This window comes from Photobacterium lutimaris (genome assembly GCF_003025555.1).
Lineage (GTDB): Bacteria > Pseudomonadota > Gammaproteobacteria > Enterobacterales > Vibrionaceae > Photobacterium > Photobacterium lutimaris.
On the sequence record NZ_PYMH01000013.1, the window covers coordinates 1 to 14,772 of the forward strand.

At 43.2% G+C, this 14,772-nt stretch carries 13 protein-coding genes; 3 read left to right on the forward strand and 10 right to left on the reverse strand.

What is annotated here, in order from left to right:
- The 3 genes from C9I99_RS20930 to C9I99_RS20940 form a co-directional block, all read right to left on the reverse strand.
- Window positions 1-1,003, reverse strand: a 1,003-nt coding sequence (locus C9I99_RS20930; RefSeq protein WP_211321959.1) for a recombinase RecT, incomplete at its 3' end; no start/stop codon positions are given.
- 115 nt (window positions 1,004-1,118) lie between these two features.
- Complete coding sequence (gene ssb / locus C9I99_RS20935; protein WP_107350783.1) at window positions 1,119-1,631, reverse strand: single-stranded DNA-binding protein; 513 nt, start codon at window positions 1,629-1,631, stop codon at window positions 1,119-1,121.
- Between the two features lie 77 nt (window positions 1,632-1,708).
- Window positions 1,709-2,095, reverse strand: a complete 387-nt coding sequence (locus C9I99_RS20940) for a hypothetical protein (RefSeq protein ID WP_107350784.1) — start codon at window positions 2,093-2,095, stop codon at window positions 1,709-1,711.
- A 1,660-nt stretch (window positions 2,096-3,755) separates the two neighbouring features.
- Between C9I99_RS20940 and C9I99_RS20945 the strand changes: the two genes are divergently transcribed.
- The gene (locus C9I99_RS20945; protein ID WP_107350785.1) at window positions 3,756-4,160 is read left to right on the forward strand and encodes a hypothetical protein; all 405 of its coding nucleotides are present in this window, start codon (window positions 3,756-3,758) and stop codon (window positions 4,158-4,160) included.
- Window positions 4,161-4,162: 2 nt separating this feature from the next.
- Here C9I99_RS20945 and C9I99_RS20950 read toward each other — a convergent pair whose 3' ends face one another.
- Entirely contained in the window at window positions 4,163-5,455 is a 1,293-nt protein-coding gene (locus tag C9I99_RS20950) for a tyrosine-type recombinase/integrase (protein WP_107350786.1), read from the reverse strand.
- Between the two features lie 94 nt (window positions 5,456-5,549).
- Here C9I99_RS20950 and C9I99_RS20955 point away from each other — a divergent pair, with 94 nt between their 5' ends.
- On the forward strand, window positions 5,550-6,428 hold the full coding sequence (locus C9I99_RS20955; protein ID WP_166645501.1) for a DNA replication terminus site-binding protein: 879 nt from the start codon (window positions 5,550-5,552) through the stop codon (window positions 6,426-6,428).
- Here the strand turns inward: C9I99_RS20955 and C9I99_RS20960 are convergent.
- From C9I99_RS20960 to C9I99_RS20990, 6 genes are all read right to left on the reverse strand, one after another.
- The gene (locus C9I99_RS20960; RefSeq protein WP_133638288.1) at window positions 6,418-7,143 is read right to left on the reverse strand and encodes a hypothetical protein; all 726 of its coding nucleotides are present in this window, start codon (window positions 7,141-7,143) and stop codon (window positions 6,418-6,420) included. The two genes, C9I99_RS20955 and C9I99_RS20960, sit on opposite strands and share 11 nt — an antisense overlap.
- Window positions 7,144-7,380: 237 nt before the next feature.
- Entirely contained in the window at window positions 7,381-8,553 is a 1,173-nt protein-coding gene (locus C9I99_RS20965; protein WP_107350789.1) for a hypothetical protein, read from the reverse strand.
- A 304-nt stretch (window positions 8,554-8,857) separates the two neighbouring features.
- Entirely contained in the window at window positions 8,858-9,169 is a 312-nt protein-coding gene (locus C9I99_RS20975) for a hypothetical protein (protein ID WP_107350791.1), read from the reverse strand.
- A gap of 83 nt (window positions 9,170-9,252) precedes the next feature.
- A complete protein-coding gene (locus C9I99_RS20980; RefSeq protein WP_107350792.1) occupies window positions 9,253-10,914 on the reverse strand; it encodes a ParB/RepB/Spo0J family partition protein in 1,662 nt (553 codons plus the stop codon).
- A gap of 80 nt (window positions 10,915-10,994) precedes the next feature.
- The gene (locus C9I99_RS20985) at window positions 10,995-11,768 is read right to left on the reverse strand and encodes a PRTRC system ThiF family protein (protein ID WP_107350793.1); all 774 of its coding nucleotides are present in this window, start codon (window positions 11,766-11,768) and stop codon (window positions 10,995-10,997) included.
- 11 nt (window positions 11,769-11,779) lie between these two features.
- Entirely contained in the window at window positions 11,780-12,484 is a 705-nt protein-coding gene (locus tag C9I99_RS20990; protein ID WP_107350794.1) for a hypothetical protein, read from the reverse strand.
- A gap of 321 nt (window positions 12,485-12,805) precedes the next feature.
- Between C9I99_RS20990 and C9I99_RS20995 the strand changes: the two genes are divergently transcribed.
- Window positions 12,806-14,716: an NAD-dependent DNA ligase LigA gene (locus C9I99_RS20995; protein WP_107350795.1), complete on the forward strand. Its 1,911-nt coding sequence runs from the start codon at window positions 12,806-12,808 to the stop codon at window positions 14,714-14,716.
- The last annotated feature ends 56 nt before the right edge of the window (window positions 14,717-14,772 follow it).

Below are 14,772 nucleotides of genomic sequence, written 5' to 3' on the forward strand. Positions count from 1 at the left end.
CTGCCTCAGCTTTGGCTTTAGCCTCTGCCTCTGCCTCTGCCTCTGCCTCAGCTTTGGCTTTAGCCTCTGCCTCTGCCTCTGCCTCTGCCTCAGCTTTGGCTTTAGCCTCTGCCTCTGCCTCTGCCTCAGCTTTGGCTTTAGCCTCTGCCTCTGCCTCTGCCTCAGCTTGAGCTTTAGCATCTGCTTCAGCCTGGGCCTTAGCATCTGCTTCTGCTTCAGCTTGAGCTTGAACTTGAGCATCTGCTTCAGCCTGGGCCTTAGCATCTGCTTCTGCTTCAGCTTGAGCTTGAACTTGAGCATCTGCTTCAGCCTGAGCTTTAGCAGGTTGAGAATCTACAGCCTTAATATTCGGCTCACCTTGAGTTACAACCGGTTGGACAGTTGCAGCTTCAGGTGGTCGTTGATTGTCTGATTCAAACTCAAAATCCAAGTCTTCGTTCAAGAACAAACGTTCGCCTTGCTCATCGGTATTGATTGCAAGTCTTACAGCTTGGCTGTAAGCAACCATTCGGTGATAGCGCTTAGGTTTGTTGTTCCAAGCTTCGCTAGTAGGGCTATAGCACTCATCGAAATACTCACGAACAACAACGTCTTCTGCTTCATGTAGGTGAATAGTAGCTTCAACCCAGGCATGAGCAGAAAGTGGAACACCTGCTGGGGCAGGTACTTCAATTGTTTCATCCGAATAATTGAATGTAACGCCACGATAGCTAGCGTCACGTTTAGCCACTTTCATCCAGCCTTCATAACCAATATCAACACCAGGAACCATCTGGCCAGTGTTTTCATCAGTATGCAGTGTTGGATAAATCTCACCACGGAATGGATCTAAACCTAGTTCAATAGACTTAGATACCAACAAGTACAAACTACGCTTAGTCGGAGCAAAGTAACGGAAGCAAAGCTCCGAAACCATCTTCACAGTATTAGTTTCTGAAGTGAAACCATACTGATTACCGAACTTAGCGATGATGTTGTTCTCTTGCATTTTTGCGTTAGACATAATGATAATTCCTTACTATTTGTTGACCTTTCGGTGTTTAAAAGTGCAGGGCTTGTCCCTGCTGATAAGTGTTTACTGAACGCCGACCACAGTGAAGTAATCGGCATTTCGTTAGTTATTGACCTACAGACTGGTTCCAATTTTGATTGTTTGGCTGGCTTTGATTACCGGCCCAATGCTGATTGTTCTGGCCATTCCATTGCTGGGCAGGTTGAACACTTGGATTACTTTGGGCTGTTGGTTGGTTTCTAACGGGTTGTGTGCCACCGGACTGAATGCCAAGCTCTTTCTGAGTTTTGATGAAATCAAATTCAGTGAAGGGCTCACAACTAACCTCATAAACAAAACGATCAGCACCGCTGTTGTCTTGATACTTGCGGGTCTTCAATTTACCGCCAGTGATACGGATAGTTGTGCCTTTGCGAATATGGCCTGCATGAGATTCAGCACGTTTACCTCGCAACACAATATTGTGGTACTCGGTAGAAGTGCGCTGTTCACAGGTTTTTTTATCTCGCCATGAATCACTTGTCGCCAAACGGAAGGTAGCAATAGCACCACCGTCAGGGAAAACACGAAATTCAGCGTCAGCTACAACATTACCTTTCAGGTTCACAGAGTTAGTCATTTTTGTATTCCTTAAATTTTATAAACTTTTTCAAGTAGAGAAGAGAAAGAGAGCCTCAAGGGCTCTCTTCATGGTGGTTAAACGTTGATTACGATACCGCGACGTAAGTACGCAGGAGTATCTAAATCTAGTTCTGGTTCTAAGCTACCCTTTACAGGTTTCTCAGATTGTTGTTGCTTGATAGAAGGCTCTGGTTGAGACTCTTCCTTGGTTTGAACCTTTTCAGCCAGGTCAGGTTTGACTTGAGCTTTAAGATCCTCGCGCCCTGCAGTAGCAAGGTTCCTTTTGATTTTGTCAATTTCAACTACTGTATCCATAGTAGTTTGCTTTACTTCATTGCTTAACGCTTTACGGAAAGCGAATGACGTCGCATGTTTCACGCCTTTTCCGATCCAATAACCGGAAAGATGCAAAACTTTACTACCAGCAAGAATTACTATGAAAATCGTTACTAAATCACCCATGGTGGTTTCCTATTAAAGTGTGGTCCTTTCGGATAGTTGGTGGGTTGCATCATTATTGATGTGTCAGCTAAACCCTCTGACATTTACGTGTGCAAAGCACAGCAAAAAACTCAATGGTAAGACTTACCTTAACGTTGAGTTCTTTCTTGTGAATTACCCACTGAGCAAAAGCTCTAGTGGGTAGGAGTGATTATGCCTCAAAGTCTTGGTGGGACAGTTCGTATATGGCCAAACTCCACCAATGCTTAATCAGTTCACCAATTTTCACTACGGTTAATGCGCCAAGCATTACTGTTGTAACTTCATGCATCTAATATTCCTCTAAGTTGTAATCCTTTCGGATGCTAGTGGGCTCATCATGATTGATGTGTCGGTTAATGCCCTTCCGACAAACGGTGTGCAATGCACATAAAACTCAATGGTAAGACTTACCTTAACGTTGAGCTTTAGTACCACAGATAATGTGGTTTTCGGGTAGATCAATACCAGGTGGTAATTTGCAAATTTGGAAGTCGTTAGACAGGTGCTGAAAGCTAGGAGGCGTGTGGCGGAGGTTAAAGTGATTGATAGCTAACGGAAGTTAGTAACCTCTATCTTTTTTTAATTTAAATCTAATGGCTTGTAAAGTAAACCCCTAGTACCAAATAATGGCACTAAGGGGGGGGGTTAGCCGGTTCGCAGTCGGAGAAACAAATCCATCATCGGATGAACAATTGAATCCAGGAGAGGTTTCAGTGTGTAATCCAATGGAACGCCGGCTGTGTAGGATACTAAAGTTAGCATCCCTACGATCAGCACAAAAACTCTGCCCAATCGATTGATTACATTACGCAATAAGAAATATGCCAATTTAGTGTCTCGAAGTTGGGGAGAATAGAGTTTTCATTTGCCTAATAGACTCTGCAGCGGGAACTACTTCACCACGATGAACTGATAGGTACCGGTTGTTTACAAAGCAATTAGTTGAACTTCCAGTAAACTGGACACCATTCGCAGTGTGAATAGGATGAAGATTTACAGAAAGCACGTGATTCGCTAACTGGCTAAGTTCCCAGTCAGTAGCGTCGTCGATATAAGACTGTAAGGCTTGAATTAACTCAGGCTTGGGTATGTCTATTCTCATCGTTTGCTACCCCTTATCTTAGATAGAAGTGCAAGTTTGGCTGGCGTGCCAAAACGTGAAAATAGGCTGTGTTTAATATGCTCTTGCATGGTTGGTCCCTCTATTTGTATCTCTTTCGAATTCATACTCATGATGCCACGAGTAGAATAAAATCAAGATGTAGGCCTTTCGGCATTCTGAATGCTAGCTAAAATTAGCCTTTGAAAACACAAGACTTATCAGACGGTACAAGTGTTTATTTACTGAATACAGATAATAAACTCATATTTTGATGACATCAACTGTAGATTAATTAGTCCATATCGTTAACTTTGGAGAGATATCAACGTTTTTGATGGAATAATCTTCAAAAACATTGATATCATTGCTTCACGAGTGGTTAGTGTTATCATAAAAATCAACTAATTACATATGCTATTTATGAACTAATAACACATAAGTGAATTATAGTTTGATTGTCCTGTCGAAAATGGAAATGCGACAGTGCTATACTTGGTTGCTAACCCTCGAAAGCCCTTGAGGAAAAGGAAAGGTCAGATGACACCACCGAAAGGTACAATAAGTCTTGATGAACTTGCGTTCATTGTAAAAAACATGAGCGAAACAATCGCCATCGAGCTTTGTGAGATAGAAAGTTGCCCAGATTTTATAATGGCTGCTGATTGTGATGAGTATGACTTTCTTAAAGATATTGAGTTCCCGTCACCTACAACAGTTTCGATAAAGCATGTCGCTTCAAAAACTAAGTACCTGTCTCAATTCTTTTGTGGTGAGTTTACTTTGCATGAACAAACTGACACTGGTTTGCAATCTCTGGCTCATTTACTTTCGCTGTTAAAACTCAAAGCAAGAATGCTCATTCAAATGGGTGAAAATCAGTTAACTGAACCTAGTAGCCAAGAATTAGATGAAGCTCTATTCTCTAGCCACAAGATTCAATAAGGTTACTTATACAGAATACTATTAATGTATTCATCCTTTAGATTTGCTGATGGTTGCCGACTCTCCAATCTGCGTGAAGTATAGATTGCTAGTGTTGATAAGTTAGAGTGGCCACTATCAGCCATAACATCGTTGGGGTTGCGCTTCGCTTCTAAATCATTACTAATACCTGTGTGTCGCAATGTATGGAAGGTTAGTTGTCTGATCTCTCTTGCTTCTTCAAACTCTTCCAAACTATCCAAACTTTGTGCCGTTTCTTCAAATACCTTGCTTACTAACTCACTTATCTGGTGTGTGCCCAGGTTGGCATCTCGCACACCGAATTCGCGGCCATGAGTTCCAGCTTTATGTCTAACGAAAAGTGGATGTGTTTCATCTGGATGCGGAAATTCACTCAAGCCAAGATATCGACGGTACCTTGCGAGTGCGTTAATTACATTGTCAGAGCAAGTTACATGTCTTGACTTGCCTCCTTTAGACTTTTCAATGTAAAAGCTGTAGTTCCAAACACCTTTAGGGCCACGTCTGCGCTTGAACTGACTCATAGCCGGGCTGCGACTGTTGGTTGAAGCTATTTCGCTTATTCGTGGGTAGCAGAATATCCCCAAGTGAATCAGAAACCTTGTACGTTCGTAAGTATCTGGGTCCAGTGTTGCCAATCTATCGACTGTTTCTAACAGGACTCTCTGTTGAGTGTGGCTTAACGCTTTCTCTTTGTCTGCATCAACTGCACCTAAGTTTGAAACATTGTTGACACCGTATCTTCGGAGTGCAATGGCTGCAGGATTTTTCTCGCAATAATCTTCCTCTGCCATGAATGTATAGAAACCACTGATTACACTTAGCTGCGCTCGCAGAGATGATTCTTTCCGTTGGTAGGGCTCAGGGTGATTACGGTTAACAAACGGCCTCCATTCAGTATTCACTCTCCAGCCTGCAGCCGGGTCTTCAATCAATATTGCGAAAGTGTTCCTTGCAATTAAGCCTGCTGGTGGATTATTAGCGAATTCAATAAAGCTTTTCATGTCGAGTCTGCCTAATTGCCTGACTGAGCCCTTCCGAACTAACCAAAGCCAGTTTAAGAAAATGCACATATCACGACGGTATGCAGCGTAGTTGTTTTTGTTACCTGACTGCTCATGCAGATACTCTGCTGCTAGCTCGTAGGTATCAATTACATCGCCTGCAGAACCCAACGCTTTATCACAGGTCAGCACAAACTGACGAATATCGGTTATTGGTTCATTGATCTGGTTGAGTGGGGGGAACAGGGGTGAAAATGTGGTCGGCATCATTAAATCACTTATTTTTCATACTTTTCCAACTTGGATGTATATACAGTATAATCCAATTATAGGCATTGGGAAGACGCTATCAGGGGAGGGTATCATGGAAGAACTAAAGGCCGACTTTTCAAATCTGAAAGCCAAAATTGAAGAGCTCATTCACTTGTTAGAAATCAATCTTGTTACCGCTGAATGCTATTCAGTGGAGCGAACTATTCGAGGTGAGGCTAACCCTGCCAGAATAGGTGTTTCTAAATTAGACCGATACCAATCGAAGTATCAAGGACTGAATAACTACCGTATTCAACAGCTTGATGGTTTCTTCACTGTCCCAAAACGGATTGTTGGTGTCATCGTGCCGCACTTGGCGATTGAAGGTGATGTGCGAAAGCGAGTGGGTGAGATAAATGAGGTAAAAGACCATATCAAAAATGAGATGGTGAGACTGTTTTCATGCCGTAAAGAACGCTCTCGAAAATACAAGGAGCTAGCCCCTTTGGTTATGCCAGCAACCATCTATCGGCATATCAACGTTGCACCACAGTTCACATACCGCTCGAATTTCTCTTGGTCCGATAAGCAGGTGGCTCCAAATGAAATAACTAAGGATCAAGCCAAAGAAATTGTTAAAGCACAACGTGTCGAAGTTGGTAACGGGTTTTCTGTTGAAGATAGGATAGAGCGTGATTTGGCATCGGTGAACAGTCTTGGTTCTGATGTTGAAATACTTAGACTTGCAGAAGTAAAGGCGCATCCAGTGCAGTCACTTACATCAAGGCCACCGTGGGTAACCAACGGCCCATCGAGAATCCATATTAAGGCGACTTCACCTGTAATCGTGTTTAGGGAGCATCAGAAAGGTATTATTACCAAACCGCTTGTTGCTTATAACAGAGAGGCTTTTACCGGGGATAGTAAAAGGTCAGTACCATCAACATTTAAACCGATAGTTGCTCACCTGGGGATATACGCTAGGAATTAGACTCAATGATCGCTTGATACTTGGTATAAATCGCCTTGATAGTTGCATCAGACCGTATCTGCGCTTTGATAAGGCTTACAGTTTTCCCGCGTTGAGCCGCCAAAAGAGCTTTTAGGTCATTGTTAGTTATGTTATGCCCATCAGTTAGCAGGTTTTTTATGATCGGCTCTAGGTCAACATCTGAAAGTTGATCACTTGAGATAATATCAAAACCTCGAAGAGCATCTTTAAGGCTTGAGCGAAAACCGCCTCCGTTTCGAAAGCCCTTACGATGGCCATTAACCAAAGCATCTTCGCCTAAAACTATATCTACACTAGCAATAGCGGCTTTGATAGTATCTACAGCAAAGCTCGGTATCTGACCATCACTAGCAACCTCGCCAATCACGTAATAGGCAGTAGGTGACTCTTGCTTTGTTCTGCTCTGTGCGAAATTCTGCAAACTGCTTTCGCCATCACGCCTTACCGTACTTCTCAGTGTCGTTAAGCGTTCAAAAGAAGATAAGTCCTCTATTGGGCAAAGGCCGCCCCTTGAGCTGATAGCAATTTGACCCGATTTGACCGCAAAAACCTGTGTAGATTTGTAGCGTACATAGCTAATCTCACAAGGCATCCTTAGTACCCTTACTTGATCTTTAATGCCACACAGTTCAGCAATTCTTTCTGAAAGTTGAATATCGCTATATCTTATTGTACTGCTGTCTTTATATGTCATCAAAACCAGAATCCTAACAGGAAAGAAAAATAAACAACATGATAATCACATACTCCAATTAGCTATGAATATAAGAATGTTTTACCCCCCCAAATAGTATTATTTATTGAACTTAATTCCAAATATTATTAGCTTTTCCAGAAATATTCCTGTTATAGAAGCTATTTTTCGTTATCTTGTTAATACCAACTTACAATTTTCCTGCTTGATTTTATAATTTAATTATTGCATGAAGGTTCACTTTTGGTTTTCTGCTTTTAGAAGTGATATACCACTTAAAATCGCTAACATTAGATGGTTTGTTGCCAACGTTTCTAGTATGTTAATAGAGTTCTTTGTCTGTAAAGTCATACAGAAAAAATCCTCCATGCCATTCATAATATGTAGCTCGGCCTCACCTTTTAAAATTTCGTGATAATTGTTAACGGCAGCAAAGAATACTGGGATTCCATCATAGTCAATTTCTGTGTTGGTGAGGGTTTTCATATTATTTTCAACCCAATTATATACAGGTGATACATCCTTTTTCCTATCGGGACTCACATTTAAATGTTCAATGTAACTTTCAATGTAAAATAATGCCTCACTATACCTTTCCTCTCTATATTCTTCTTCATTCTCCATGCACTCGTAATCACCATAATCGAGAAAGTAGTCTGACTCTTTTAATAGCTCTAGTTCATGATTTGGATCGCTATCAGCAGTAGGCTCTATGTACTCAAATAGGTAGCAATAGCCATAATGCTGTAGTTGTTCGGTACAGGCGAACGCACTTTGATTGCTGATTAGCTCAATGCAATGCTGCATTTCTGGATACCTTTCTACGGTATTAAATGCGAAGGGTACTTCATCATACATTTCACTATACAGGCGAATAGCTAAGTGCTCTGACTCTAGTGTGTCGTGCTCTAGCGGTGAACAGCCAATGTTTAGGTTTAGGATTGGGAAACGAGAGAGAACTTTATGCTTAATGCGATTTATAGCCTTTGCCTTAATGCCAGTCTCTTTCTCCAAGGTAGCCAGTAGCGTATTCCAAGTGCTTTCGGTGAACGCTACCATGTGTTGCTTGATAGCGTCAGTTAACTGATTCATTAGGATGGTAAAAGCAATACTCGTATCCGATTGAAGCATTGTTTCAACTTCATCGACTAAACCAAACTCTATTGCCAATTGAATCAGTTGCATGGCATCGTCAATATCAACTTTTGTCAGGTCAATAGTTTTCGGGTCAAAACTTAAAGACTTGCTGTGCCTTAGTTCAACTGCTTGCTTGGCGAGTTCATTTTTGTCAACGTCAGTGACATAGCCAATACTGGATCGGGTTCGGCTTTCAAGCGGTGATTGTAAAAATACGGCTTGATTGTTCTCTTGGGGTTGGTATTGTCGTTCACACCGTTCTTGCGTAACCATAACTCAACTCTACTCTTATCCATTTAAAACACCTTGAGGGTGGCTCAACGCTCAAGTTGAGCCATGCTGCATTAACCGTTAGTTTTTGGTGGCAGAATGTGGACTTTGTACTCCACTTCTCCGCTATCGTTCAAAACCCCATCGTCCTCGTACAGCGTACAGTGCCTAGCTTGTGGGTACTTCTGGATAATGAGCTTCCAACTCTCTAAGAACGGCAGAAATGGAAAAGGACAAGTAACTTTTGTAGCTCCAATGCGATATACGCGGATCGTTTGATTACTGATAGACATTGACCATTCCTCCCTTAAAAGTTATCTACAATGCTGTTTGCATCAGTAGGTGCTGTTTCTGGTGTCTGTACTGGCGTTTCGGCATGAGTTGATGTGGCAGTTGTATTCACATTGTCACCTTCAACATGAGAGCCAGTAGCAGTACCGCCAGTAGCAGTAGATAGGTGGTTTTGAATCAAAGCTTCAATAGTTGCAGCTTGCCACTCAGGAAAACGAGCAGAGAACATTGCAGTGTTAGGTGAACTAACGATCACGTTGAAGGTGTCGTCAGAGTTTGAGGTTACAGAGATTGTCGCTTGTTTTAGAGCCATTAGTTGAGTAAGCATTTTGCTATTCCTTATTTTTTGTTGAGCCGTTAGGCTGTATTTGTATGTTAGCAGTGGGGCTGAACTTGCAACCCCCTAGTTCGTTATTTCATTGAATCAGTGACGTAGCTCGGGCAGTAGTTAGTCCAGTCAAATTTGAATTTAAGTATTTCAGCGATTTGGCTATCAGCCGTTAGTGACACTAACTTGGCGTATTCCTTTGCTGATTTAGTTTTCTCGAACTCGGCTCTAAAACCGCTTTCTTCCAATACATTCAGCCGAATAGCTTTCGTCATATCCTTCAATCGTGACTGAGTAGGAGTCCAACCAGTGCGAACTCGGCTCTCAAGCTCAGTATTTCCCTTAGCCAATTTCAGCATCATTGAACGCGGGTTAAAGCTACAGTTCTCATTTGCAGCCTTCTCGGTAATGTTCTGGATCTCGGCATTGATTTTGTCTTGTAGCGTGTCACTGTCTAATGATAGGTATTTCTTAACTTTATCAGTGATATTGCCAGTACCATGTGAAGATTCGAGAGTAGCCAAAATCAAAGCGTTGGCATACGACTCATGCTCATTCAGCAGCATCGGTGCAAGCACTGAGCGTGAGAAGTCTTGGCTCTCATGGGTAAGACGTTTTGGTATAGCAGCAGGTTTGGGAGTGCTGACTGGCTCGGTTGTTGTTTGCTTGGCTGTATCGGCCTGTGGTTTATCAGCACGTGTAACAGGTGATGCTGCGGTAGATTGTTTCGGTTGCTGACGAACAGTGATCATTGACATAAGGCATTTGGAGTTAAGGCACTGGTTCTCAAGAACTTGGTCGCGGCTTTTTCCCACATCGACATACACAGTAGCTAGCTTGCTACAAGACAAGCATTTATTCTGATAGTTATCACCGATCATTGCCTCATGGACTGGTTGATTCTGACCATCAACAGTAGACATTGCAATTACGTTGCCGTACTCGCTTTCCAACTCTGCCATACGTTGTTTTGTGTGGGCCTGTTCTTTTTCAACAAAGCAGGTAGGGTTCATGCACAGGTCTTTTGCTAGTGCATCGGACTCAAACATTGCGTACTGTTCGCAGGTATTATGTTCACAAGTCTTACAGGCCGTGGTATCGAAGATTGCACTTGCCAGAGGTCGCTCAATAACTGTTTTCACTCGCTGCTTTAGCAAGGTTAGGTTCATTTTGGTTAGAATAACCTTTGGCAAGATCTGGTCTTGAAGTGTTTGTTCTACTGTCGATAGTACGGCTGCGTGTGAAAGTGTAAGGGTGAAGCCATTTTCTTGCTTTACTTCAATTGCCTTTTGCACTGTTGGAGAGCAACGTAAGATTTGCAGACAAGAACGCATTTTGTGTTCTGTCCAACCCATGCTTGCCGCTGCTGCTTTAGCGTCACCGTTGCAATCGGCAATGATATAACGTACTGCTTTCGCTTCATCAACGATGGACATTGATTCACGGTCTGAGTTCTCAGACGCTTGCAATCTACGAGCTTCTTCATCGGTCAGAGTGCGGATAATAGCAGGGATTAGCTCAATTGACTCGGCAAGACAACCTTCCCAGCGACCATAGCCGAATACAACTTGCTGTTCTCCATCTACCTCACGAACGCAAATCGGTGTGTGAACACCATTAGCTCGAATTGACTCACGTAGGGTTTGATAATCTTCTTGGTTGCGAGACTCACGGATGTTGCCCCATGGTAATGGTTTTAGGTCTGCTGCTTTTAGGTATGCGAATTTTGACTCAGTGTTGTTCATGGTGATTCCTTAATATTTGTAAGCTGTTAAGCATTGTGCTGTTAGGGTTAATTTACTGCATCTGGAAATGTTGCAACCCCCTACTTAGTAGGGGTGTAGCCGTAAATAGCCCATTCTTCCTCACAGACTGATAGAGGATTTGAAGTCATTTCCAGACAATTAAAAAACACACCGTGAATATCGGTTTCACCAAAACGGATTATGTTCCACAGAAGTTGGCTTGCGTGGCGAGCAGCCGTGGCGTTAACGCCCAATGTTTGCCTCGCAATGCTTTCCTCGGCTGAACAACTCTTTGCTGCTGATTCATCCTCAATAGTTGAGTAATCAAACAGATCAGTTACACATGGTACGGTTCTGTTACACCCCATCTCGCCGCAGATCACTTGGCCTGATACGTCATCATTTCCACAATCGAGCCACAGTTTATTTCTTAATGGATAGTCCTTAGTAGCTTGGTGAAGTTGGTAACGGAACGAGGCACTATCAACGGCAGTGATGATAATGTCTGCACCTGTTATGCAAGGGTGACGAGTGAGCGTGGATGGATCTAGGTTTTGTGGAACACATTGCCATTCTTTCTGATAGAAATTGTTAGCTATAAACGTTAAAGCCTCCGCTTTATTGCTACCGACCTGATGCGGAAAGAAACGCTGACGGGACAAGTTGGCTGTAGTAACGTCAGAACCATCAACCATCGTGACCATGATGCCCTTACCACCAAGAGCTTTGATCGTGCTATCCAATTGGGTTAGTTCACACACCCCGATGTGGGAGCCAGTACCGCCGCATCCAATCAGCGTAATATTGATTTCTTTGTTGATCAGGTTTGATGGTAGTTCTAGTTTGTTAGTCATTGTTGGTGTCCTTACAGAATGTCTTTTAATGTGCCGAATGGCTTTAGCTCAGATACACGAATAGGTGATGTTGTTTTGGTCTTTATCCAGTTAAGGAACTGTGTGTCGCTAACTTCTTTATGATCACGCAGTAGCTTTCGATTGTTGAGGTGTGTTTTAACACTGTCAAAATAACACTCACTAATCACATCAATATCCTTGTTACGAGGCAATGAGCATGAGCCAAGGCAGATAATTCCCGATGAATATACGTTGGGAAGGGGAGCGAAATATAAGCGCGTTTTTTCAGTTGGGCGGCTTTTGTGTTGAACTGCAAAAACAGAAAGTCCATTCCCTTGAAGTTTAAAAATGAAATTGCACCACTTGATAGGTTTAGCAAAAGTCTTGTTGCGGTACTTATAGTACAAGCACTGGTCAGGGCTAGGGGTGTATTGCCATATTAGAGTATTGCCACTATCAACTAAGACTCTTGGATCAATTAAACCACTCTGCTTGAGGTTCAACTTTTCAACCAAAGTGCTTGGGTTAATCACTTTAGGGTTATGGATCTCATAGCTCTCTTTATTAGAGCCGTAAGCAACAGTCGCCTTAACGTCATAATGAGTAATGTAAGTTTCGGAATTGATTGTCTCAAAAGCCACTACTTCCATTGATGACATTGGGTTTCGTCCTGCGTCACGGTGGTTAGACTGTGAAGCCTCGGTGTAGTCAAACATTGCCGTAATTCCTTGTCGTTTCAATAATGTCTACTTTACGTGAACGCGAGAATTGTCAATGCCACTACAGGTTGGGCAGTAGTAGCTAATACGACTTTGAGGGTAGGGTATTTCTTAGTAAGCAACGACAGTGCAACGATGGTTGCCGACGAAAACTAAAGGTTCTGCTGGTGGAGAGCGGAGATTTAGCGTTGCTAACGGATGCTACCAGGAGGAAGGTTTTAAGCAGTTTTATTATTCAGCAGCGAGGGTAGGAGCGGTTGACAATATTCGGATGAGCTTATTCTGGTGGCATCTTAATTTGCACACGGATATACAAACATGCACACACCAATCACTCAGCTAACTGCGCAGTCAAACATCGAAACTGGCGAGCTAATTAAATCAATTGAGCTTTGGAACGAGGCATATAGAAATGGAGAGCCGCTTGTGAGCGATGATCTGTTCGATACCTACATAACCGAACTGGAAACTAGAGATCCAGCTCACCCGCTTCTTACTGCTATCACTCCCTCTGTAACTGAATCGTTGGACTACCAGCACTCTACACCAATGCTAAGCACCGATAAGGTGTACACACAGGAGGAGTTGGGACTGTGGTTTGACAAAGTAATCAAAGCAGCTCAAACAGTTGGTATTCAAGATCCATTGGTCGAGTGTTCTCCAAAACTGGACGGTCTAGCCGGTCGTCTGTATCTCGATGGCGCGTTGGTAACACGCGGTTCGGGTACTGCTGGAACGGATATTCGTCATTTGCTTCAGGCAGGCCTGAAAGTACTAGGTGACACATCGAGAGAGCTAACAGGCGAGATAGTCGTTAATCGTGAGTATTTTGCAGAAAACCTTAGTCTGCACTTTGCAAATGAGCGCAGTTTCATCAGCGGAATGGCTGGTGCTACAAATGGCCTAAATCAGCATTTCACCAAAGCACTACAAGACGGAGCAGTGCATCTTGTCAGTTTTGCCGACCTAACTACCAAGGCTGCAATGCCGCTATCAACCTTACGTGGAGTTGCTGAGTCCGTTGAGGAAATGCAACTCACTAATAACCCTTACTTATTAGATGGAGTCGTCTTTGCAGTAGTAGATCCGCAGGTTCGTGAAATCATGGGAACAGCCTCCGATCACAACCGCTACGAAGTGGCTAAAAAGCGTAAAGGAGAAACGGCAGAGACAACCATCACTGAAATAACTTGGCAGGTTGGACGAGATGGTAAACAAAACCCTGTATTAACTTTCGAAGAAGTAAGTCTGTCTGGAGTTAATATCACACGCTGTACCGCCCACCACGCAGGAAATGTACTCGAAAGCGGATTGGGTGTTGGTGCAAGAGTTGAAATTATTCGTAGTGGGGAAGTGGTGCCCAATCTTCACGCCGTTTGCACTCCAGTTGAGCCATCAATGCCCGCCCAGTGTGCTTGTTGTGGTCACGAACTAAAGTGGAAGGCTGGTGGCGTTGCACGTGGTTTCAAGCCAACATACCTAGTGTGTCATAACAGCGGGTGTGACAGTCGTAAAGCATCGAGGCTGCTGCATCACCTCGATACCATCAAGGTACTCAATTTCGGATTAAAGACAGTCGATCGCCTAGTCCATGGCGGCTTTGACCATATCGAGAGTCTATACGAAATGGATAAGTTCGATCTTGTCGCAATGGGATTTGGGGAAGGGCAGTCAACACGCCTAATTGAGTCGTTCAACTCAGTTCGCAACTCTCCAATAGACGACAATCTAGTGGTGGCATCACTCGGTATTGATGATTTGGGTCGGAGGGCTGCTAAAAAGCTGCTCAAGCACTTCCGACTAGAAGAAATGCCTTACCTAACCATTGCTCAAATCGCTGCTCTGGAGGGATTTGGAGAGACATCTGGCTACACCATTTCGATGGGGCTATATCAAAACAAGCAGTTGCTAGAGTTTCTAATCCATGATGCTGGCTTGAACATTCAGCACACTCAAGATGAACAACCTATCGAGGTTGCCCAAGACAGCTACTTTAAAGGTCTGAATGTAGTATTCACAGGTACATGTAAGCTAAGCCGCTCTGAAATGGGGAACCACGCTGCCTCACAAGGAGCAAACGTACTGAAAGATATATCGGGGAAGAAGGCTGATTACCTTGTTTGCGGTGCAAAAGTTGGCGCCAAAAAAATGCAAAAAGCAACCGCAGCTGGGGTCAAGGTTATTACCCAAGATGAATACTTTGATCTATGCGGTAACGGTGGTTACTAGCTAATCCTCAATGGTGGGTGGTGCATATCCATCCACCAATGCCCCCCACAATACAT

What these genes read in the sequence shown, in the direction of transcription:
- C9I99_RS20990 (WP_107350794.1), bottom strand. Translation starts at nt 12,484, where the DNA reads ATGTTTGACTACACCGAGGCTTCACAGTCTAACCACCGTGACGCAGGA.
- C9I99_RS20950 (WP_107350786.1), bottom strand. Translation starts at nt 5,455, where the DNA reads ATGATGCCGACCACATTTTCACCCCTGTTCCCCCCACTCAACCAGATC.
- C9I99_RS20940 (WP_107350784.1), bottom strand. Translation starts at nt 2,095, where the DNA reads ATGGGTGATTTAGTAACGATTTTCATAGTAATTCTTGCTGGTAGTAAA.
- C9I99_RS20995 (WP_107350795.1), top strand. Translation starts at nt 12,806, where the DNA reads ATGCACACACCAATCACTCAGCTAACTGCGCAGTCAAACATCGAAACT.
- C9I99_RS20960 (WP_133638288.1), bottom strand. Translation starts at nt 7,143, where the DNA reads ATGACATATAAAGACAGCAGTACAATAAGATATAGCGATATTCAACTT.
- C9I99_RS20955 (WP_166645501.1), top strand. Translation starts at nt 5,550, where the DNA reads ATGGAAGAACTAAAGGCCGACTTTTCAAATCTGAAAGCCAAAATTGAA.
- C9I99_RS20975 (WP_107350791.1), bottom strand. Translation starts at nt 9,169, where the DNA reads ATGCTTACTCAACTAATGGCTCTAAAACAAGCGACAATCTCTGTAACC.
- ssb (WP_107350783.1), bottom strand. Translation starts at nt 1,631, where the DNA reads ATGACTAACTCTGTGAACCTGAAAGGTAATGTTGTAGCTGACGCTGAA.
- C9I99_RS20985 (WP_107350793.1), bottom strand. Translation starts at nt 11,768, where the DNA reads ATGACTAACAAACTAGAACTACCATCAAACCTGATCAACAAAGAAATC.
- C9I99_RS20980 (WP_107350792.1), bottom strand. Translation starts at nt 10,914, where the DNA reads ATGAACAACACTGAGTCAAAATTCGCATACCTAAAAGCAGCAGACCTA.
- C9I99_RS20945 (WP_107350785.1), top strand. Translation starts at nt 3,756, where the DNA reads ATGACACCACCGAAAGGTACAATAAGTCTTGATGAACTTGCGTTCATT.
- C9I99_RS20965 (WP_107350789.1), bottom strand. Translation starts at nt 8,553, where the DNA reads ATGGTTACGCAAGAACGGTGTGAACGACAATACCAACCCCAAGAGAAC.